Origin of the sequence: Streptomyces sp. NPDC048211, assembly GCF_043202315.1 — a bacterium.
In the GTDB taxonomy this organism is placed as follows: Bacteria; Actinomycetota; Actinomycetes; order Streptomycetales; family Streptomycetaceae; genus Streptomyces.
The window spans coordinates 1,069,601-1,088,888 of record NZ_JBIDAD010000002.1 but is presented as its reverse complement, the minus strand read 5'-3'; the positions used below and the strand labels follow the sequence as shown (position 1 = coordinate 1,088,888).

The window sequence follows — 19,288 nt, the reverse complement described above, 5'->3', positions numbered from 1 at the left end:
GAACGCCGCATGCCCGCGCCATCCATCCGTGTCACGAACCGAAGGACCCGTCATGGCCTCCGCCAAGAAGCAGAACAGCCCTGCCGCCGCCCGCCGCGCCAAGCTGGACGAGGCCCGCCGCAAGGAGCGGGCCCGTGAGCGCCGCAGCCGCCTCATCACCATCGGAGCGGCCGTCGCGGTCGTGGCCGGTCTGGTCGTCGGCGGTGGCTACCTGATGAACGCCGCCGACGAGCAGGACAAGGCCGAGACGGCCGCCAAGGCCTCGCCCGTCGAGGGAGAGAAGAGCTGGGACAAGCTCACGCAGAACCATGTCGAGAAGAAGGTCGACTACCCGATGAACCCGCCGGTCGGCGGCGATCACAACCCGGTGTGGATGAACTGCGACGCGGATGTCTACACCGAGGAGATACCGAAGGAGAACGCGGTCCACTCGCTGGAGCACGGTGCCGTCTGGGTCACGTACACGAGCAAGGCGAGCCCGGCCGACGTCAAGAAGCTCGAAAAGAAGGTCTCGGCCACCCCGTACTCCCTGATGAGCCCGGTGGAGGACCAGGAGTCCCCGCTGATGCTCAGCGCCTGGGGCAAGCAGCTGGCCGTGAAGAGCGCCGCCGACGCCCGCGTCGCGCAGTTCTTCACGAAGTACGTCCAGGGCCCGCAGACCCCGGAGCCGGGCGCCGCCTGCTCCGGCGGGATCGCCAAGTGACGTCCGCGGCCCGCGCGTCACGGCCGATGGTGCTGGCCGGCGGAGCGGTTCTGCTGCTGGCGCTCGTTCTGGTCACGCTGATGCTCGTCCGTCCCTCCTCCTCGGCCCCCGCCGCCGCCGTATCCACGGCCGCGCCCGCCGATACCTCGGCGGACGTCGGATTCGCGCGCGATATGGCGGTCCACCATCAGCAGGCGGTCGAGATGTCGTTCATCGTCCGGGACCGCACCTCCGACGTCGCGGTGCGCCGGCTCGCGTACGACATCATCAACACCCAGGCCAACCAGCGCGGCATGATGCTGGGCTGGCTGGAGGTCTGGGGGCGCGCGAAGAGCTCCCCCGGGGCGCCCATGGCGTGGATGGGCCATACCGTCACCCCGCGCGGTGACGGCGCGCTGATGCCCGGAATGGCGACCGACGCGGAACTCGACGCGCTGCGGGCGGCGAAGGGCAGGGACGCCGAGGTGCGCTTCCTGAAGCTCATGACCGCGCACCACCGGGCCGGGGCGGAGATGGCCCAGGCGGCCGCCACCGCCGCGGGCACCGCCGAGATCCGGAACCTGGCCTCGGGCATGGTCCTGGGCCAGCAGTCGGAGATCGCTCTCATGGCGGACATGCTCAAGGAGCGCGGGGCCACGGCCTGAGCGCTTCCGGGTCCCGTTCCTCCCCGTGCGCGGGGCGGAACGGGACCCGGCCCGGTCCTGGACCGGGGTCTTTCGTTCGGATCAGGCCGGACCCCGCGAGCCCGGCATGATCCACACGAGAGGACCCAAGGGCCCCGGGCCTCCCTCATCACGCCCGTACTGACGTACGGCATCGCATAGGCTCGGGACCGATATGAAGAGCAACCTCACGCCGCTGGGGCCCAAGGCCGACAAGGACACCGTCCGGCGCAGCAACCTCAGCCTCGTGCTGCGGGCCGTCCGTGACGAGGGCGAGGGTGAGGCGACCCGGGCCGGGGTCGCCGCGCGGGTGGGTCTGACCCGGGCCGCCGTGTCCTCGCTCGTCGAGCAGCTGATCGACAGCGGGTTCCTCACCGAGTCGGGCAAGACGTTCAGCGGCCAGGCGGGCCGGCCCGGAACCGCGCTCAAGACGGCCCGCACCGGACCGGCCGGGCTCGGCGTCGAGGTCAACATCGACTACGTGTCGGTGTGTGTCGTCGATCTGGCCGGAACCGGCCGGGTCCGGCTCACCGAGCATCTCGACAACCGGGGCGCGCCGCCCGCCGAGGTGCTGGCGCGGGCGGCCAGGATCGCCGCGCGGACCCTGGAGTCGGCGCGTGAGCAGGAGCTGTTCCCGGTCGGTGTCGCTCTGGCGCTGCCCGGTCTGGTCTCCGGCGGCTCGGTGCGGCAGGCCCCGAACCTGGGCTGGAACCAGGTGCCCGCCGAGGAGCTCTTCGCCGCCTCGCTGGCCGCCGAGCGCCCCGGGCACGAGGCGCTGACGGTGAGTTCGGAGAACGAGGCGAACCTCGCGGCGCTGGCCGAGCTGTGGTTCGGCGGGCTGGGGCGGATCCGGAGCTTCCTCTATCTGACCGGCGAGATCGGCGTCGGCGGCGCCCTGGTGATCAACGGCGAGCTGCTGCGCGGCGCGCACGGGTTCGCCGGGGAGATCGGGCACGTGGTCGTCGACTCGCGGGGGCCGCAGTGCCGGTGCGGGTCGCGCGGCTGCCTGGAGCAGTACGCGGGACAGGCGGCGCTGCTGCGGTCGGCGGGGATCGACGAGAGCGGCAGCGGGATCGGGGTCGCCGAACTGGAGCGGCGTACCCGGGCCGGGGACGAGCGGGCGGTGGCAGCGGTCGCCGAGGCGGGCCGGCAGCTGGGGCGTGTCCTGTCGGGGGCGGTCAATCTGCTGGACCCCGACGCGGTGGTACTCGGCGGGATCTACCGGAACCTGATGCCGTGGCTGGCGCCGTCGGCCGACGAGGAGCTGACGAACCGGGTGGTCTCCGGGCTGTGGTCACCGGGCAGCGCCCGGCTGCGCGCCTCCTCCGTCGCCGGTGACGCCGCCCGGGGTGCGGCGGGGCTGGTGATGACGGACGTGCTGGCCGACCCGGTGGCGTACGCGGGGCGGACACCGGCCTGATCGGCCCCCGGCCCGGGAGACGCCGGAGGGGGACGGACGCGCGGTGCGCGTCCCTCCCCCTCCCGTCATGACCGGGTCCGGGTCAGCGGACGCCGAGCAGGTGGTCCATCGCCAGCTGGTCCAGCGCCTCGAACGCCATGCCGCGCTCCGCCGCCGCGGTCACGTCGAAGTCCTCGTAGGCCGAGCGGTCGGCCAGCAGACCCGCCACGCCGTCCTCGGCGGTGCGCTGAGCCAGCTCGTCCAGGCGGGACGCGCGCAGCGCCTCCTGGACCGCCGGGTCGGCGCGGAAGGCGGCGGCGCGCTCCTTGAGGATCAGGTAGTTGCGCATGCAGCCCGCGGCGGAGGCCCAGACGCCGTCGTAGTCCTCGGTCCGCGGCGGCTTGAAGTCGAAGTGGCGCGGGCCCGCGTAGTCCGAGTTCTCCAGCAGGTCGACGAGCCAGAAGGCCTGGCGCAGGTCGCCGGCGCCGAAGCGGAGGTCCTGGTCGTACTTGATGCCGGACTGCCCGTTGAGGTCGATGTGGAAGAGCTTGCCCGCCCACAGGGCCTGCGCGATGCCGTGCGCGAAGTTCAGCCCGGCCATCTGCTCGTGGCCGACCTCGGGGTTGACGCCCACCATCTCGGGGCGCTCCAGGCGCTCGATGAAGGCGAGGGCGTGACCGATGGTGGGGAGCAGGATGTCGCCGCGCGGCTCGTTCGGCTTGGGCTCGATGGCGAACTTGAGGTCGTAGCCCTGCTCGGTGACGTAGTCGCCCAGCAGGTCGAAGGCCTCCTTCATCCGGTCGAGCGCGACGCGGATGTCCTTGGCCGCGCCCGACTCGGAGCCCTCGCGGCCGCCCCAGGCGACGTAGGTGGTGGCGCCGAGCTCGACGGCGAGGTCGATGTTGCGCAGCGTCTTGCGCAGGGCATAGCGGCGGACGTCGCGGTCGTTGGCGGTGAACGCGCCGTCCTTGAACACGGGGTGGGTGAAGAGGTTCGTCGTGGCCATCGGCACGACGAGTCCGGCCGCGTCGAGCGACTGCCGGAACCGCTTCACGATGCCTTCGCGCTCGGCGTCCGTCGAGCCGAACGGGATCAGGTCGTCGTCGTGGAAGGTGACGCCGTACGCGCCGAGCTCCGCGAGCCGCTGCACGGAGTCGACCGGGTCGATCGCCTCCCGGGTGGCGTCGCCGAACGGGTCGCGGCCCTGCCAGCCCACGGTCCACAGGCCGAAGGTGAACTTGTCCTGCGGGGTGGGCGTGAAGCGTTCCGTCATGGTCCAGCCGCCTTCGGTGCCGTGGGTCCGCAGCCGGTCGAGCGGCCGAACCTCAATTTGTTCAGTGTCATGACTAATCATGCACGGACCACCCCCGCGACGTAACCCCTCGTCCGAGGAAATCCGGAAATCGGGAGCACCCCCTGTTCCGGAGGAGTTCCATCGCGTAATTTGTTCACCGTACGATCAAATCCCGTCGGCGCATGAGCCCGCAGCGCGATGGCCCGCCGCCCGGGACCCCTGGACCAGTGAAACCAGAGAATGAGGTCAGCCATGCCGCCGCATGAGGTCGTCATCGGTGTGGACAGCTCCACCCAGTCCACGAAGGCCGCGTTCGTCGACACCGCCACCGGCCGGCTGCTCGCCGTCGGCCGTGCTCCGCATGTCGTCACGGGCGAGGGCGGGGCCCGCGAGACGGATCCCGAGGTGTGGTGGCAGGCGCTGCGCGACGCGGTCGCCGCCGGGCTGAAGGAGTCAGGCGTCGCCGCCGCGGACATCACCGGGATCGCCGTCGCCGGACAGCAGCACGGGCTGGTCGTCCTCGACGGCGCGGGCCGCCCGCTGCGCCCGGCCCTCCTCTGGAACGACACCCGCTCCGCCCCGCAGGCCGCCGCGCTCACCGCGGCCCTGGGCGGGGCCGGCGCCTGGACCGCGCGCACCGGTTCGGTGCCGGTGGCCTCGATGACGGCCTCGAAGTGGCAGTGGCTGCGGGAGAACGAACCGGAGACCGCCGCCGCGACCGCCGCGATCCGGCTCCCCCACGACTTCCTGACCGAGCGGCTGTCCGGCCGCGCCGTCACCGACCCGGGCGACGCGTCCGGCACCTGCTGGTACTCCACCGCCACCGACGCCTACGACCCGGAGCTCCTCGAACTGCTCTCCATCGATCCGGCCATGCTGCCGGAGGTGGCGACGAGCGGGGCGGCGCGCGCCGGTTCGCTGACGCCGGAGGCCGCGGCAGCACTCGGGCTGCCCGCCGGTATCGCCGTCGCCGCGGGCACCGGGGACAACATGAGCGCCGCCGTCGGCCTCGGGCTCGGCGGCGCCGGGCTCCTCGACCATCCGGTCCTCAGCCTGGGCACCTCGGGCACGGTCTTCACCGCCTCCCGGGCCCGGCCGGCCTCCCCCGCACTCGCCGGTTTCGCCGCGGCGGACGGTACGTACCTCCCGCTGGCCTGCACCCTCAACTGCACGCTCGCCGTGGACAAGGTGGCCGCGCTGCTGGGCCTGGACCGCAATGACGCCGCACCCGGCGGCGAAGCCGTGCTCCTGCCGTACCTGGACGGTGAGCGCACCCCCGACCTGCCCTCGGCCGCCGGCCTCCTCACCGGCCTGCGCCACGACACCACCCCGCAGCAGCTCCTGGGCGCCGCCTACGAGGGCGCGGTCGTCACCGTGCTGCGCGCGCTCGACGAACTGCTGAGGGCGTGCGGGCTCGACCCCGAGGACCCCGAGGTGGCGGGCCGGCCGCTCCGGCTGATCGGCGGCGGCGCCCAGGGGCGCGTCTGGGTGGAGACCGTGCGCCGCCTCTCCGGACGGCCGGTGACCGTGCCCACCGGCGGCGAGCTGGTCGCCCTGGGTGCGGCCGCGCTCGCCGCGGGGGCGGCCACGGGTGCGGACCCCGTGGCGATCGCCACCGGCTGGGACACGGGCGAAGAGGTGCACCTGGCCGCGGTCGAAAGGGATCTGACGACCTGGGAGCGAGTCGGTTCGGTGCTGGAACGGGCGGCCGGCCCCCTGCTGGGAGCAGACCGGTCGATCTGACTGTCTGTCATGTCCCGTCGCACGCCGCACACAAGCGCGTGCGACGGGCACCGGCGTTTTGGATAGCGAACTGATGTTCACTACTATCCGGCGATGATCATAAGAAGAAGGCTGACGGTCGGGGTGGGCATTCTGCTCGCCACCCTGACCGCCGGGCTCGGCTCGGCTCTCCCCGCCTCGGCCGATGAACCCCCCACCCAAGCCTCCCCCAAGGTCGAGCTGGTGCTCGACGTCAGTGGCTCCATGCGGACCCGTGACATCGACGGCCAGTCCCGGATGAGCGCGGCGAAGCAGGCGTTCAACGAGGTCCTGGACGCGGTGCCCGAGCAGGTACAGCTCGGCATCCGGACCCTCGGCGCCGACTACCCGGGCGACGACCGGAAGGTCGGCTGCAAGGACACCAAGCAGCTCTATCCGGTCGGCCCGCTGGACCGCACCGAGGCCAAGACCGCGGTCGCCACGCTGGCGCCCACCGGCTGGACCCCGATCGGACCGGCGCTGCTGGGCGCCGCCGACGATCTGGAGGGCGGCGACACCACCCGCCGGATCGTGCTGATCAGCGACGGCGAGGACACCTGCGGTCCGCTCGACCCGTGCGAGGTCGCCCGCGACATCGCGGCGCGCGGAATCCACCTGGTCATCGACACCCTCGGCCTGGTGCCGAACGCGAAGATCCGCCAGCAGCTCACCTGCATCGCGGAGGCCACCGGCGGCACGTACACCGCCGTCCAGCACACCGATGAACTCTCCGGCCGCGTCAAGCAGTTGGTGGACCGGGCGGCCGAACCCGTCGTCACCCCGGTCGAGACGAAGGGCACGGACAGCTGCACCGACGCTCCGAAGATCGGCCCGGGTCTCTACACCGACCGCGAGAAGTTCGCCGAGCACCGCTGGTACCGGGTCGACGTGCTGCCCGGCCAGGAACTGCGCGCCTCGGTCAGCGTGTTCGCCGACCGGGCCGTCAACAACGACTACGGCATGCTGCTGCGTGCCGTGACCGTGCACGGCCGCGAGATCGTCAGAGGCGCGGAGTCCGGCACCGGACGCACCGACGCGATCTCCTCCGGACTCCGCTACCCGAAGCCGGAGCAGGACACGGACGGGGATGTGAAGCCGGCCGCGGAGACCGTCTGTCTCCAGGTCTCCAACTCCTTCTCGGCCCTCGCCTCGGTGAAGACCGCTCCCGGCATGCCGGTCGAGCTGACGGTCGACCTGGTGGACGCCCCCGACGCGGCGGCCGACGCCGCGGCGTTCGGCCTCGGCCGTGGCTGGTGGCTGCTGGGCGTGCTCGTCCTGACCGGACTGATCGCGGGTCTGCTGACCGGCTGGATCTCGCGCTGGCGCTTCGCCGTCTGGAGGACCCACTGATGTTCCGTACGAGACGCGTGCTCGCGGGCGCGCTGCTGACCGGTCTCGCCCTGCTGACCGGGGCGGGTGCCGCCGCCGCGGACGACCCGTCGGCAAGCCCGAGCCCGAGCGGGTCCGCCGACGGATCCGGCCCCACGGAGGCGGGCACCACCTTCCGTACCGCCACCGCGCTCCAGCAGGACCAGCTCGCCACGGCGGGCGCCTCCACCGGGGACTACCTGTACTGGGTCTTCCCCGCCGACGCCGGACAGCGGGCCACCGTGCGGGCGAAGGTCACCCTGCCGGAGAGCACCGCCCGGCACGGCGCCTCGACCTGGCAGGTCGATGTGTACGACGGACTGCGCCGCCGTCAGGCCTGTATGTACGGGAAGCAGACCGGCAAGGTCGCGGCCGACGCCGCCTCGGTCGAGCTCACCTGCGTCCTGCGTACCGTCAGGGCCTGGTCCGAACCGTGGGCGAACGACCCGCTGCCCGGCAGCTACTACGTCCGCCTGACGGTCGTCGACCTGCCGTCGGCGGACCTCGGACTGCCGGTGCGGACAGAGGTCCGGGTCACCGCGGCCGACAAGGGCGGTGCCGCCGACGTGGACGGCAGCCTCTCCAAGCCGCTGGTCCCCGGCGTGTCCACGGTCGAGCAGGCCGCCGACGGGGCGTCGGCGGCCCCGGTCGCCCTGGCCGGCGAGCCGGAGGACGGCTGGTCCTCCGGCTGGTGGACCGACCGCTGGCTGTGGACGGCCGGCGGTGGAGTGCTGGGCGCGTTCGCGGCCGTCTTCGGCTACTCACTGACGCGCGGCAGCGGCCGCCCGTCCCGGGTCCCGCCGGGCGCCTGACGGGACGCCGCCGCCGTACGGACCGGATCACCGGCCCGTCCGGCGGCGCGCGGCGCCCGCCCGCCTCACCGATCCACCGTCATGTGCTCCCGAGTGGCAGCCTCCCACCGCCTCGAAGATCATGACCCGGTCAGGCTCAGCCCGCTCCTCGCCATGGGAGGCCCGCCCCGTGTGGCAGTTCTTCGCGGACAATCCCTGGGTGGCCGTGTTCGCCGTCATCACCGTCGGCGCCCTGCTCGGAATGGTCCGCTTCGGCCCGGTGAAACTCGGCGCGGCCGGTGTCCTGTTCGTCGGCCTGCTGGTCGGGGCGCTCGACAAGGACATCGCACCCGCCGTTCCCGCCGGCGTATCGGCGCTGGGTCTGGCCCTGTACGTGTACACCGTGGGTCTGGAGTCGGGACCCGCCTTCTTCCGCGAACTGCGCGGTCAGCTGCCGGTGATGGCCGGTGCGGTGGTGGCGCTCGCGCTCACCGCGGTCGTGGTCGGCTATGTGGGACACAGCGGATTCGGGATCAGCGGACCGTTCCTGGCCGGCGGATACGCGGGAATCGGCACGACCACGCCGGGCCTCGCCGCCGCGCAGGAGGCCTCGGCCGATCCGGCACAGCCCGCGGTCGGGTACGCGATCGGCTATCCGCTCGCCGTGGTCATCACCATCCTGTTCGTCTCCGCCATCGCCGCCCGCCGTCGCTGGGTGGCACGCCGCGACCCCGACTCCGGGCTGCCGCCCGTCCTCGTCACCCGTACGGTCCAGGTGGATCACGACACGGCGTGGGACGAGGTACCGGGCGTCGCGGACCACCGGGTGCTCGCCAGCGAGTACCGCCCCGAGGGCGGCGACGTACAGGTGGCACGCGGGCTGGGGCGCCTGCGCGCCGGCGACACGGTCGTGCTGGTCGGCGGCGAGGACGACGTACGCACCGCCACCGAACGGCTGGGCGCGACCGCCCCCGTCCATCTCCTCGACAACCGGCGGACGGTCGACTACCGCCGGGTCCTGCTCACCAACCCGGCCCTGGCGGGCCACACGATCGCGGAACTCGGTCTCGGCGAGCGGTTCGGGGCGGCGGTCAGCCGGGTCCGTCGCGGCGATACCGACATGCTCGCCCACGACGACCTCGTGCTCCAGCTGGACGACCGGGTGCGCGTGGTGATGCCGCGCGAACGGATCACCGAGGTCTCCACGTACCTCGGTGACACGGAGACCAGGGTCAGCGAGGTGAGCGCGGTGAGCCTGGGGCTCGGGCTCACCCTCGGCTTCCTGATCGCCATCCCCTCCGTCACCTTCGGCTCCACCACCCTCGCCCTCGGAACGGGCGCCGGACCGCTGGTGATGGGCATGGTCCTGGGCTGGCGCCGACGCACCGGCCCGCTGGTGTGGACGCTGCCGACCCGGGCCAACCTCACGCTGCGCCAGCTCGGGCTGCTGCTCTTCCTCGCGGTCGTCGGCCTGACGTCCGGCTACTCCTTCCGCCAGAACGCGTTCTCCCTCTTCGGCCTGAAGCTGGTGGCCGTCCTGGTGATCGGGGCAGTGGTCAGCTACACCTTGATGGTGCTGATCGCGAAGGCGCTCGGACAGAGCCGGGAACGGACGATGGGCCTGCTGTCGGGGTATGTCGGCAACCCGGCGATCACCGCGTACGCCAACAGCCGGGTCAGCGACAGCCGCGTCAACAACGGCTACTCGACCCTGTTCGCGCTGGCCATCCTCGTCAAGATCGTCTGCATTCAGCTGATCGTCGGGCTCTGAGTCCCGCGGACGCTCAACTGGGCTCCCAGCTCCCTGAAACCCAGAGCCCCGGCCACGCGGCGCGACGCCGCAGGCCTCGCCCGCCACTGCGGCAGGAGACCGGCGGCGAGGGCGTGCGCGGTCGCGGCGGAGGCCACCTGCCCGGCCAGACCGCGGCCTCGCGCCCGGGGTGCCGTCAGTACGCACAAGTGCGCTGTGTTCCCCGGCCAGTTCCCGTATCCCGCCGCCGCGACCACCGCCGCTCCGTCCCGTACGACGAACCCCGGCGAGGTGATCCCGTCGAGGCCGCACTCCCCCGCGTCCTCCTCGCTCACCGAAGCGAGCAGCCGGTGGAGATCTCCATGGCCTGCGGGCAGGCGCTCGGCCTCGGCGGCTCCCGGTGCCGTGGGGTGGAAGTCGTCGGCGGACAGATAGGCGAGGGTGGCGGGCCCGAGCACCTCGGCGACCCGCCACACCCGGGCGACCGCCCCGGGGTCGGTGAGCGACGGGGTCGGGACACCGGCCAGGGCGCGGCGGACGGCGTGCGCCACGTCGTCCGTGGGGGCGGTGACGAGAGCCGCGTCCCCGAGGAGCACGGTGCCCACCCAGCCCGGCGGGGCCAGGGCGGACGCGGGGGCCGTGACCACCGTGGGCCCTCCTCCGGACGCGAACGAGACGGGCACCCCGGCCAGCGACTCCCAGAGGTGTCGGGCCCGTGCCATGAGGGGGTCTGTTCCGGTGTCGGCGTCGCTGTCGGTGCACATGGCCGGATCCTGCCATCGGGCGACGTCGGACTCCTCCTGATTTTCCGGGACGGCGCCCGGGTGGTGCACCGGGGAATCCGCGGACACCGGCCCATTCCACCGGCACGTCCCGCCGGCTCCGTCCTGCCGCAGGGGCACGAACCTGCCGCCGCTCCTACTGCGTATTGAGTAGACGGATTGTCCGCAGCCGCATGACGCCCGGAGGGGGTCCGGCCCGCGAGCCTTGAGGAGTTCCCGAGATCAGATGCGGAGTTCCTCTTCCATGGCGACTTTCTTGTACCGACTGGGCCGGGCGGCCTTCGGGCGGCGCCGATACGTAATTCTGCTGTGGCTGGCCGTCCTGGCGGCGATCGGCTTCGCCGCGGTCAGCGCACCCGCGGCCCCCGACGACTCCTCCTCGATGCCCGGGACCGAGTCCCAGCGGGCGTTCGACCTCATGGACGAGCGGTTCCCCGGCGCGGAGGCGGACGGGGCAGGCGCCCAGATCGTGTTCGTCGCCCCGGACGGCCGGAAGGTCACCGCTCCCGGCTACCGGCAGGCCATCGACGACGCGGTGGCCTCGATCGGCACGGACGCCCAGGTCGCCGGCGCCCCCAGTCCGTTCGACGCGCAGACCGTGAGCAAGGACGGCTCGACGGCGTACACGAGCGTCACGTACAAGGTGGCCGCCGCCGATCTCTCGGACGCCGGCCGGCAGCAGTTGCAGGACGCCATGGACCGGGCCGAGGACGCCGGTCTGACGGTGGAGGCGCGCGGGACCGCCGTGTCGGGCTCCATCGGGGCGGGCGGGGTCGGTGAGGCCGCGGGTGTTGTGGTCGCCGCACTGGTGCTGCTGATCACCTTCGGTTCGCTGGCCGCCGCCGGGGTTCCGCTGCTCACCGCCGTCCTCGGCGTCGGCGTCACCCTGGCCTCGATCATGGCCCTGGGCAGCGCGCTCGGTCTGTCCTCGTCGACCGGTTCGCTGGCGAACATGCTGGGGCTCGCGGTCGGGATCGACTACGCGGTCTTCGTCGTCGCCCGCTACCGGGAGGAGCGTGCCAAGGGGCACGACGCCCAGGAGGCGGCCGGTCTGGCCGTCGGCACCGCCGGGTCCGCCGTCGTCTTCGCCGGTCTGACCGTGGTGATCGCGCTGGCGGGGCTCTGCGTCGCCGGTGTCCCGTCGCTGACGAGCATGGGCCTGGCCGCCGCGGGCGGCGTGCTCGTCGCCGTACTGATCGCGCTGACCCTGGTCCCCGCGCTGCTCGGCTTCTGGCCGAACGCCGTACTGGCCCGCCGGGAGCGCAGGGGCAGGAGGAAGGCCGGACCGGCAGGGCGCCTCGGCGCGGCCTGGGCGCGGTTCGTGCTGCGCCGGCCCCTGGCCGTAATGATCCTGTCCGTCGTGGGGCTCGGGGTGCTCGCCGTACCGGCCCTGGATCTGCAGCTGGGCATGCCCGGCGACGAGGCCAAGGCCACCTCGACCACCGAACGCCGTGCCTATGACGATCTGGCCGACGCCTTCGGGCCAGGCTTCAACGGTCCGCTGACCCTCGTGGTCGACGCCTCGCACGCCGCCGACCCGAAGGGCGCGGTCGGCGAGATCTCCGGGCGGATCGCCGCAACCGAGGGCGTCGTCTCCGTCTCCCCGGCCGGCTTCAACCAGGCGGGCGACACGGCGATCCTGTCCGTCACCCCGTCCACGTCACCGACCAGCGAGCAGACCAAGAAGCTCGTGGGCACCATCCGCGAAGACCGCCCGGAGACCGAGTCCGGTACCGACGCGACGTTCGAGGTCACCGGCAGCACGGCGGCGAACATCGACATGGCGCAGAAGATGAGCGACGCGCTCCTGCCCTATCTGGTGGTCGTGGTGGGTCTGGCCGTCCTGCTCCTGACCGTGGTCTTCCGGTCGGTCCTGGTGCCGGTCAAGGCCGCCGCCGGATTCCTGCTCTCCGTGCTCGCCTCGCTCGGCGCCGTCGTCGCGGTCTTCCAGTGGGGCTGGGCCGCCGAACTGCTCGGGGTGCGGCAGACCGGGCCGATCATGAGCATGATGCCGATCTTCCTGGTGGGCATCGTCTTCGGGCTCGCCATGGACTACGAGGTCTTCCTCGTCTCGCGGATCCGGGAGGCGTACGTCCACGGGGAGCGGTCCGGTCAGGCGATCGTCAGCGGGTTCCGGCACAGTTCCCGGGTCGTCGTGGCGGCCGCGCTGATCATGACGTCGGTGTTCGCCGGCTTCGTCACCGCCGACGAGTCCATGATCAAGACGATCGGCTTCGGTCTGGCCATCGCGGTCCTGTTCGACGCCGTCGTCGTCCGCATGGCCCTGGTGCCCGCCGTCCTCGCGCTGCTCGGGGACCGGGCCTGGTGGCTGCCGCGCCCACTGGCCCGGCTGCTGCCGCGGGTCGACATCGAGGGCGAGGCCCTCACGCGCCGGCCGGCCGTCCCGCCCGCCGGGACCGACGACCGCGCCCCGGCAGGCGTCTGAGCGCCGGACGCCCACCCGGCAGGGGCCGCCCGCGTCGCGTGACACGGGCGGCCCCTGCCCACGCGGAGACGGACCGTCCCGCACGATGGACCCCGAGTCCCACCCATCGGAGACCTGATGCCCCACGCCCTCGCCCGCCGGCTGCGCGAGCACCCGCGGTTCGTCGACGCCCTCGTGATCCCCACGGCGTTCGCCTCCGCCGTCTTCGCCAGCGCGGTAGGCACCTGGGGAACCACCGCCGAGTACGTCGACTGGCGTCCCGGGGTGGTCCTCTCCGCCATCGCCTGTACGGCCCTGTGGTGGCACCGCAGCCATCCCCGTACCGTCGTCGTGATCACCGCGGTGTGTGCGAGCGCGGCCACCGGTGTCGGGTATCTCGGGACCCCGCTGCTGCTCGCCCCCGCCATGGTCGCGCTCTACTGGCTGGCCACCGAGACCGACCGGAGGACCGCGGGGCTCTACAGTCTCGCCGCCATCGCCCTCCTGCTCCCTACGGCGCTGATCACCGGCCGGTACTCCGTGCTCGTCCTGGCCACGCTCAACCCGGCCGTCTCCCTGCTGCTGCCCGTCGCCTGGGGCTCGGCGGCCCGGCTGCGCCGCGCCTACCTGGAGTCGCTGCGCACCCGCGCCGAGCACGCCGAACGCACCCGCGAGGACGAGGCCCGCCACCGCGTGGCCGAGGAGCGCGTCCGGATCGCCCGCGAGCTCCACGACGTCGTCGCCCACCACCTGGCCCTCGCCAACGCACAGGCGGGAACCGCCGCCCATCTGGTGCGCCGCAACCCCGCGCAGGCCGAACAGCTCATCACCGAGCTGGCCGGTACGACCTCGTCCGCCCTGCGCGAGCTCAAGGCGACCGTCGGACTCCTCCGCAGCCCCGACGATCCCGATTCCCCGCTCGAACCCGCGCCCGGACTCGCCCGGCTGCCCGAGCTGATCGCCACGCACGAGGCCGCCGGGCTGGCGGTCACCGTGACCACCACCGGCGACGCGGTGCCGCTCGCCGCGGGCGTGGACCTGACGGCGTACCGCATCGTCCAGGAAGCGCTCACCAACGTCACCAAGCACGCCGCCACGACCGCCGCACAGGTGACCCTCGCCTACGCGGGCAACCTGCTGACGATCACCGTCAGCGACGAGGGCGGCGGCCCTTCGGGCTCGGCCCCGGCCGCAGGGGGCGGCGGTTTCGGCCTGATCGGCATGCGCGAGCGGGCCAGGTCGACCGGCGGCGACTTCCGGGCGGGCCGGCGATCCGACGGCGGCTACACCGTCACCGCCGAACTGCCCCTTCACCTCCGATCTTCGAAGGACCCCCGAAGCACCCTCGAAGGACCCCGTCCCTGATGCTCCCGCGCTCCGATCCCCGAAGGACCCCTGATGCCCCTCCGTGTCCTGCTCGCCGACGACCAGGCCCTGCTGCGCGCCACGTTCCGCATGCTGATCGACTCCTGCGACGACATGGAGGTCGTCGGTGAAGCGGCCGACGGCGGGCAGGCCGTCGAACTCACCCGCGCGCTCCGCCCCGACCTCGTCGTCATGGACATCCGGATGCCCGGCACCGACGGTCTGGAGGCCACCACCGTCATCTGCGGCGACCCGGAGCTGTCGGCGACCCGGATCCTGATCCTGACGACGTTCGAGACCGATGAGTACGTCGCCCGGGCCCTGCGCGCCGGGGCGAGCGGGTTCCTCGGCAAGGACGTCTCGGCGGACGCGCTCCTGGAGGGCATCCGGACCGTGGTCTCCGGCGAGGCGCTGCTGTCGCCCGCGGCCACCCGGCTGCTCGTGACGCGCTTCGTCGCCACGCCCGAGCCCGAGAACAGCGGGGTGCTGCCGGCCCGGCTGGCCGCGCTCACCCCGCGCGAACGGGAGGTTACGGCGCTGGCCGCCAATGGCAGGTCCAACGCCGAGATCGCCGACTCGCTCTTCCTCAGCCCCCTCACCGTGCGCACCCACATCCAGCGCGCCATGAACAAGCTGGACGCCCGTGACCGCGCCCAGCTCGTCGTCATCGCCTACCGGTCCGGCCTTGTGCGGCCCGATCCCCCGTCGGCGGGCTGAGCGGCCGTCCCGCCGCTCAGGCGGCGCCGTCCGCGAACGCCCCGCCGGCTGCGAAGGCCAGCCCGGCGAAACGGTCACCGATACGGCGATGGGTGGCGGCGTCCGGGTGGAGCTGGTCCGGCAGCGGCAGTTCGGCGAAGTCCTTCTCGCCGTAGAGGCTGCGGCCGTCGAGGTAGTGGAGGTTCGGGTCGTCGGCCGAGCGCTGCGTCACGAGGCGGCTCAGTTCGTCCCGGATGACGTTGAGCGTCAGCTTTCCGGCGGCACGTTCGGCCGGATCGCCCATCGCCGTGAACCGGAGCCTGCCCTCGTCGAGGTTGCTGAAGTCGGGGACGCTGGGGCCGGGGGTGTCCTCGTGAATGGGGCACAGGATCGGCGAGACGACCAGCAACGGGGTATCCGGATGCCCCTCCCGAAGGGTGTCGAGGAAGCCGTGCACCGCCGGGCCGAAGGCGCGCACCCGCATCACGTCGGCATTGACGAGGTTGATCCCGATCTTGACGCTGATCAGGTCCGCGGGGATGTCGCGCATCGCGCGGGCCGTGAACGGGTCGAGCAGGGCGCTGCCGCCCAGGCCCATGTTGATGAGCTCCACGCCGCCCAGGGAGGCGGCGCGTGCGGGCCAGGTGGACGTCGGGCCCGCCGCCTCGGAGCCGTGGCTGATCGAACTGCCGTGGTGCAGCCACACCTTGCGACCGCTCGCCGGTGCGGGCTCGACCGGGGCGTCGGTACGCAGGGCGACGAGCTCGGTGGTCTCGTTGTACGGCAGCCAGATCTCGATGTTCTTGACCCCCTCGGGCAGCCCGCCGAATCGCACGGTGCCCACCGGGCCCGGCCGGGTCTCCGCCGACCCCGTGGTCATGTCGACCATGAGGACGTTGCCGCCGTTCGCACGGTCCTGCCCTGCCGGGCGGCCGTCGACGAGCAGGTCGTAGACCCCGTCCGGACGCGGCGGTGCGCCGCGGTAGGCCGTCTTGGTGCGCAGGGCGTCCACCTCGACAACGGTCGCGCGCGTACGGAACACCAGCCGTACGCCTGAGGGCTGGGCCTCCGCCATCGCGAGCTGGCCGTCGGCACACTGGGCGCGGGCCCACGCGGGCAGCCGGTGCGGGCGCAGCCCCTGCTCCGTGCGCTCCAGGTCGAGCGCGCCGCGCAGAAGGTCCGCGGTGATCGGCGTGGTGATCCAACGGGACTCGGTGTGCATGTCTCTACCTGCTACTCGTCATGGCTGAAGTGTTCGGTCTGCCGGGGACGGCGGTCTCAGCCGGGCCGGCACGGGGAAACGCGGTCAGGGTGCGGGCCAGTTCCGCAGCAGCGCGTCCAGGGCGTCGACGACGCGTGTCCAGGACTCCTGCGAGTCGGGGGCACTGTGGCTGAAGCCCCCCTGCATCTCCAGGCTGACGTAGCCGTGGAAGACGCTGCCGAGCAGCCGGACCGCGTGTGTCTGGTCCGGTTCCGTCAGGTCGTAGCCGCGCAGGATCGCCCGTGTCATCCGGGCGTGCCGGCCACCCGCGCTGGCGGCGGCCGCCTCCGGATCGAGCCTGAACTGGGCTGCGGTGTAGCGGCCCGGGTGCTCCCGGGCGTAGTCGCGGTACACATCCGCGAACGCGCTCAGGGCGTCCTTCCCGGCCCGGCCCGCCAGTGCGCTCGCCCCACGGTCGGCGAGCTCCTCCAGGGCGAGCAGGGCGATTCCGGTCTTGAGGTCGTGCGAGTTCTTCAGGTGCGAGTAGAGGCTGGCGACCTTGACGTCGAACCGCCGGGCGAGGGCCGACACGGTCACCTGCTCGAAGCCGACCTCGTCGGCCAGCTCCGCCCCCGCCCGGACCAGCCGCTCCGCGCTCAGCCCCGCACGCACCATTGCCTTCTCCTTGTTCGCCTATATCCATCATGCATTTACCTAATAGTTTTAGGCAAATGCGTGAGAGGCGCAGGCGTGGTCGCGAGCACCGCCGGGACGTCGCCGGGGCACCGCCATGCTCGCTCCCCGCCCCGGCTACTCTCGACAACTCACGTACTCCACAAGGCCGGTGACGATCGAGCGGCCGGCCGGACCGTCAGAGCGGAGACCTTTCATGTCCACGGAGACCGGCCCGGCCGTCGATGCCGAGCCGCGCGGCCACAGGATCGTCCCGGGCCCGAAGGGGCTGCCCTTCCTCGGCAACCTTCCGCAGTTCGGGAAGAACCCCCTCGCCTTCTTCGAGCGGCTGCGCGCCCACGGCGACATGGTCCAGTGGCGGTTCGGCCCCCACTCCTGCGTGTTCGTGGCTGATCCCGAGTGCATAGGCGAGCTGCTCACCGAGACGGAGCGCACCTTCGACCAGCCGGCGCTCGGCATCGCCTTCCGCACCGTGATGGGCAACGGCACCGTGGTGGCGCGCGGCACGGACTGGCGGCGCAAGCGGTCGCTCGTGCAGCCGTCCGTGCGGCCCAAGCAGGTGCGGTCGTACGCCGCGACCATGGCGAGCAGCACGGTGGAGCTCGCCGACACCTGGTCGGGCGGCGAACGCATCGACATCAAGAGGGAGATGGCGGCACTGACGCAGAAGATCGCCGTCCGCACGATCTTCGGCGTCGACACCCCCGCCGACGCCGAGGCGATGGGCCGCGCGATGGACGTGGCACAGGCGGAGATCGGCAAGGAGTTCGCGGGGATCGGCGCACTGCTGCCGGACTGGGTGCCGACCCCGGGGCGGGCCAGGATCAAGAAGGCCGCCGCGGTCATCGACGCCGAGGTGGGCCGGGTCGTCGCGCGACACCGCGACGGCGGGGACGAGCGCCCGGACCTGCTCAGCCGGCTGCTCACCGCCGTCGACGAGACGGGGGCGAAGCTCGACGACCGGGAGATCCGCGACGAGACGGTCACGCTCTACATCGGCGGCCACGAGACGACGAGTTCGACGCTGGTGTGGGCCTGGTACCTCCTGTCCCGCAACCCCGGCGCCCGGGCGGCGCTGGCCGAGGAACTGGACCGGGTGCTCGGTGAGCGCGAACCGGGGTTCGACGACTACGCCGAGCTCACCTACGCCCAGGCGGTGGTCAAGGAGACACTGCGGCTGTACCCGACGATCTGGCTGGTCACCGGTGTCGCGAAGGAAGGGGCCCGGATCGGCGGTCTGGCGATTCCGGAGGGCACCAGGGTGTGGAGCAGCCAGTGGGCCACGCAGCGGGACGAGCGGTGGTTCCCCGAGCCGGAGGAGTTCCGTCCGGAGCGCTGGGACGCGGAGACGGGCGACGAGATCGCGGAGTACGCCTGGTTCCCCTTCGGCGGCGGCCCCCGGGTCTGCCTGGGCACCCGGTTCGCGATGGTCGAGGCGGTGCTGATTCTGGCGGTGCTCGCGCGGCGCTTCGAACTGGACGTCGATCCGGGCACGGTCAACCCGGTGCCGACGCTGACGCTGCAGCCGGACCGCGAGGTGATGGCCACGGTCCGGGCCCGGTAGCCCCGCCCCCGGGCCCTGTCGCCCCGCCCGCCCACACCTACGGACGGACGGGGCGACGGACCGGCGGGACGACGGACCCGCGAGGCGGCGGGACGACGGACCCGCGAGGCGGCAGCATCCCGGCCACCGCATCCTGCGACCGCGCCCCGGCGACAGATACTGAACCGATATGTCCGTTCTATCGCCACGAACCGGGCATTCCGTTCAGAATGTCCCTGTCGGCCGTACCGGCCACCGGGGCCCTCGGGCCACGACCGCAGGCTGTCGATCCAAGGGGAGAAACATCATGCGTCCGAGCACCACTCTCACCGCCGCACTCACCGCGGCGGCCGCCGTGGCCCTGACGGCCACCGGCGCGGCGGCCACGGCCGGCGCGGCCACCAGCGGGGCGTCGGCCCGCCCGGCCCACTGCCAGGAGAAGGCCCTGCGGATCTCCGCCTCGCCCGGCGGGCAGCACAACGTCGCGCGCATCGCCGTCACCAACCGGGGCGGCCGCACCTGTGTCGTGGACCGTATCCCGACGATCACGTTCCGGGGCCTCGACGGCTCGGCGCAGCCCGTCCCGCCCGCCGCCGGCGGGTCCTACGTCCTCTCACCGGGCGAGCGCGGTTACGCCGCCGTGCGCATGGCGGCGCGCGGCACCACCCAGGGGCATGTGGTCCGCAGCCTGTCCGTGGCGGCGGACCCCGCGCACTACGGCGTCACCTTCCGCGCGGCCACCGTGGGCATGGACCGGGGCATCCGCGTCTGGGAGCCGGTGACCACGCTGTGGCACACCTCGCGGGGCGCGGCGGACCGCGCCCTGGCACGTGGGACGCACTGAGCCCGCGCCCT

General features: G+C 72.7%; 16 protein-coding genes. 12 read left to right on the top strand and 4 right to left on the bottom strand.

The window, feature by feature from the left end:
* The first annotated feature begins 52 nt into the window (after positions 1 to 52).
* From ACGFZA_RS11590 to ACGFZA_RS11580, 3 genes are all read left to right on the top strand, one after another.
* Complete coding sequence (locus ACGFZA_RS11590; RefSeq protein WP_393678757.1) at positions 53 to 703, top strand: DUF3105 domain-containing protein; 651 nt, start codon at positions 53 to 55, stop codon at positions 701 to 703.
* Positions 700 to 1,347 carry a DUF305 domain-containing protein gene (locus ACGFZA_RS11585; protein ID WP_393678756.1) on the top strand — a complete coding sequence of 216 codons (648 nt, stop codon included), beginning with the start codon at positions 700 to 702 and terminating at the stop codon, positions 1,345 to 1,347. Before ACGFZA_RS11590 ends, ACGFZA_RS11585 begins: the two co-directional genes overlap by 4 nt.
* A gap of 193 nt (positions 1,348 to 1,540) precedes the next feature.
* Positions 1,541 to 2,785: an ROK family protein gene (locus ACGFZA_RS11580; RefSeq protein ID WP_385280174.1), complete on the top strand. Its 1,245-nt coding sequence runs from the start codon at positions 1,541 to 1,543 to the stop codon at positions 2,783 to 2,785.
* Between the two features lie 82 nt (positions 2,786 to 2,867).
* Here ACGFZA_RS11580 and xylA read toward each other — a convergent pair whose 3' ends face one another.
* Positions 2,868 to 4,037: a xylose isomerase gene (gene xylA / locus ACGFZA_RS11575; protein WP_385280171.1), complete on the bottom strand. Its 1,170-nt coding sequence runs from the start codon at positions 4,035 to 4,037 to the stop codon at positions 2,868 to 2,870.
* A gap of 273 nt (positions 4,038 to 4,310) precedes the next feature.
* Between xylA and xylB the strand changes: the two genes are divergently transcribed.
* From xylB to ACGFZA_RS11555, 4 genes are all read left to right on the top strand, one after another.
* Complete coding sequence (xylB, locus tag ACGFZA_RS11570) at positions 4,311 to 5,801, top strand: xylulokinase (RefSeq protein WP_393678755.1); 1,491 nt, start codon at positions 4,311 to 4,313, stop codon at positions 5,799 to 5,801.
* A 93-nt stretch (positions 5,802 to 5,894) separates the two neighbouring features.
* Entirely contained in the window at positions 5,895 to 7,169 is a 1,275-nt protein-coding gene (locus ACGFZA_RS11565) for a VWA domain-containing protein (protein ID WP_393678754.1), read from the top strand.
* The gene (locus ACGFZA_RS11560; protein WP_393678753.1) at positions 7,169 to 7,999 is read left to right on the top strand and encodes a hypothetical protein; all 831 of its coding nucleotides are present in this window, start codon (positions 7,169 to 7,171) and stop codon (positions 7,997 to 7,999) included. Before ACGFZA_RS11565 ends, ACGFZA_RS11560 begins: the two co-directional genes overlap by 1 nt.
* A gap of 199 nt (positions 8,000 to 8,198) precedes the next feature.
* On the top strand, positions 8,199 to 9,749 hold the full coding sequence (locus tag ACGFZA_RS11555; RefSeq protein WP_393678752.1) for an aspartate:alanine exchanger family transporter: 1,551 nt from the start codon (positions 8,199 to 8,201) through the stop codon (positions 9,747 to 9,749).
* On the opposite strand, the gene ACGFZA_RS11550 is transcribed toward ACGFZA_RS11555, so the two are convergent.
* Entirely contained in the window at positions 9,728 to 10,492 is a 765-nt protein-coding gene (locus ACGFZA_RS11550; protein WP_393678902.1) for a GNAT family N-acetyltransferase, read from the bottom strand. The two genes, ACGFZA_RS11555 and ACGFZA_RS11550, sit on opposite strands and share 22 nt — an antisense overlap.
* Before the next feature lie 262 nt (positions 10,493 to 10,754).
* On the opposite strand from ACGFZA_RS11550, the gene ACGFZA_RS11545 reads away from it, so the two are divergent.
* From ACGFZA_RS11545 to ACGFZA_RS11535, 3 genes are all read left to right on the top strand, one after another.
* Positions 10,755 to 12,956 (top strand): MMPL family transporter, encoded by a 2,202-nt coding sequence (locus ACGFZA_RS11545; protein ID WP_393678751.1) that lies wholly within the window; start codon positions 10,755 to 10,757, stop codon positions 12,954 to 12,956.
* Positions 12,957 to 13,073: 117 nt separating this feature from the next.
* Entirely contained in the window at positions 13,074 to 14,300 is a 1,227-nt protein-coding gene (locus ACGFZA_RS11540; protein ID WP_385280155.1) for a sensor histidine kinase, read from the top strand.
* A 33-nt stretch (positions 14,301 to 14,333) separates the two neighbouring features.
* Entirely contained in the window at positions 14,334 to 15,017 is a 684-nt protein-coding gene (locus tag ACGFZA_RS11535; RefSeq protein WP_393678750.1) for a response regulator, read from the top strand.
* Between the two features lie 16 nt (positions 15,018 to 15,033).
* On the opposite strand, the gene ACGFZA_RS11530 is transcribed toward ACGFZA_RS11535, so the two are convergent.
* Both ACGFZA_RS11530 and ACGFZA_RS11525 read right to left on the bottom strand, forming a co-directional pair.
* Positions 15,034 to 16,218, bottom strand: coding sequence for a GDSL-type esterase/lipase family protein (locus ACGFZA_RS11530; RefSeq protein ID WP_393678749.1), 1,185 nt, complete (start codon positions 16,216 to 16,218; stop codon positions 15,034 to 15,036).
* A gap of 84 nt (positions 16,219 to 16,302) precedes the next feature.
* Positions 16,303 to 16,872 carry a TetR/AcrR family transcriptional regulator gene (locus ACGFZA_RS11525; RefSeq protein WP_385280146.1) on the bottom strand — a complete coding sequence of 190 codons (570 nt, stop codon included), beginning with the start codon at positions 16,870 to 16,872 and terminating at the stop codon, positions 16,303 to 16,305.
* 214 nt (positions 16,873 to 17,086) lie between these two features.
* Between ACGFZA_RS11525 and ACGFZA_RS11520 the strand changes: the two genes are divergently transcribed.
* Together ACGFZA_RS11520 and ACGFZA_RS11515 are read left to right on the top strand one after the other, a co-directional pair.
* Complete coding sequence (locus ACGFZA_RS11520; protein WP_393678748.1) at positions 17,087 to 18,454, top strand: cytochrome P450; 1,368 nt, start codon at positions 17,087 to 17,089, stop codon at positions 18,452 to 18,454.
* 286 nt (positions 18,455 to 18,740) lie between these two features.
* Positions 18,741 to 19,277, top strand: coding sequence for a DUF4232 domain-containing protein (locus ACGFZA_RS11515; protein ID WP_393678747.1), 537 nt, complete (start codon positions 18,741 to 18,743; stop codon positions 19,275 to 19,277).
* Positions 19,278 to 19,288 lie beyond the last annotated feature (11 nt).

What these genes read in the sequence shown, in the direction of transcription:
- xylB (WP_393678755.1), top strand. Translation starts at nt 4,311, where the DNA reads ATGCCGCCGCATGAGGTCGTCATCGGTGTGGACAGCTCCACCCAGTCC.
- ACGFZA_RS11530 (WP_393678749.1), bottom strand. Translation starts at nt 16,218, where the DNA reads ATGCACACCGAGTCCCGTTGGATCACCACGCCGATCACCGCGGACCTT.
- xylA (WP_385280171.1), bottom strand. Translation starts at nt 4,037, where the DNA reads ATGACGGAACGCTTCACGCCCACCCCGCAGGACAAGTTCACCTTCGGC.
- ACGFZA_RS11565 (WP_393678754.1), top strand. Translation starts at nt 5,895, where the DNA reads ATGATCATAAGAAGAAGGCTGACGGTCGGGGTGGGCATTCTGCTCGCC.
- ACGFZA_RS11520 (WP_393678748.1), top strand. Translation starts at nt 17,087, where the DNA reads ATGTCCACGGAGACCGGCCCGGCCGTCGATGCCGAGCCGCGCGGCCAC.
- ACGFZA_RS11525 (WP_385280146.1), bottom strand. Translation starts at nt 16,872, where the DNA reads ATGGTGCGTGCGGGGCTGAGCGCGGAGCGGCTGGTCCGGGCGGGGGCG.
- ACGFZA_RS11580 (WP_385280174.1), top strand. Translation starts at nt 1,541, where the DNA reads ATGAAGAGCAACCTCACGCCGCTGGGGCCCAAGGCCGACAAGGACACC.
- ACGFZA_RS11535 (WP_393678750.1), top strand. Translation starts at nt 14,334, where the DNA reads ATGCCCCTCCGTGTCCTGCTCGCCGACGACCAGGCCCTGCTGCGCGCC.
- ACGFZA_RS11540 (WP_385280155.1), top strand. Translation starts at nt 13,074, where the DNA reads ATGCCCCACGCCCTCGCCCGCCGGCTGCGCGAGCACCCGCGGTTCGTC.
- ACGFZA_RS11545 (WP_393678751.1), top strand. Translation starts at nt 10,755, where the DNA reads ATGGCGACTTTCTTGTACCGACTGGGCCGGGCGGCCTTCGGGCGGCGC.
- ACGFZA_RS11550 (WP_393678902.1), bottom strand. Translation starts at nt 10,492, where the DNA reads ATGTGCACCGACAGCGACGCCGACACCGGAACAGACCCCCTCATGGCA.
- ACGFZA_RS11590 (WP_393678757.1), top strand. Translation starts at nt 53, where the DNA reads ATGGCCTCCGCCAAGAAGCAGAACAGCCCTGCCGCCGCCCGCCGCGCC.
- ACGFZA_RS11515 (WP_393678747.1), top strand. Translation starts at nt 18,741, where the DNA reads ATGCGTCCGAGCACCACTCTCACCGCCGCACTCACCGCGGCGGCCGCC.
- ACGFZA_RS11560 (WP_393678753.1), top strand. Translation starts at nt 7,169, where the DNA reads ATGTTCCGTACGAGACGCGTGCTCGCGGGCGCGCTGCTGACCGGTCTC.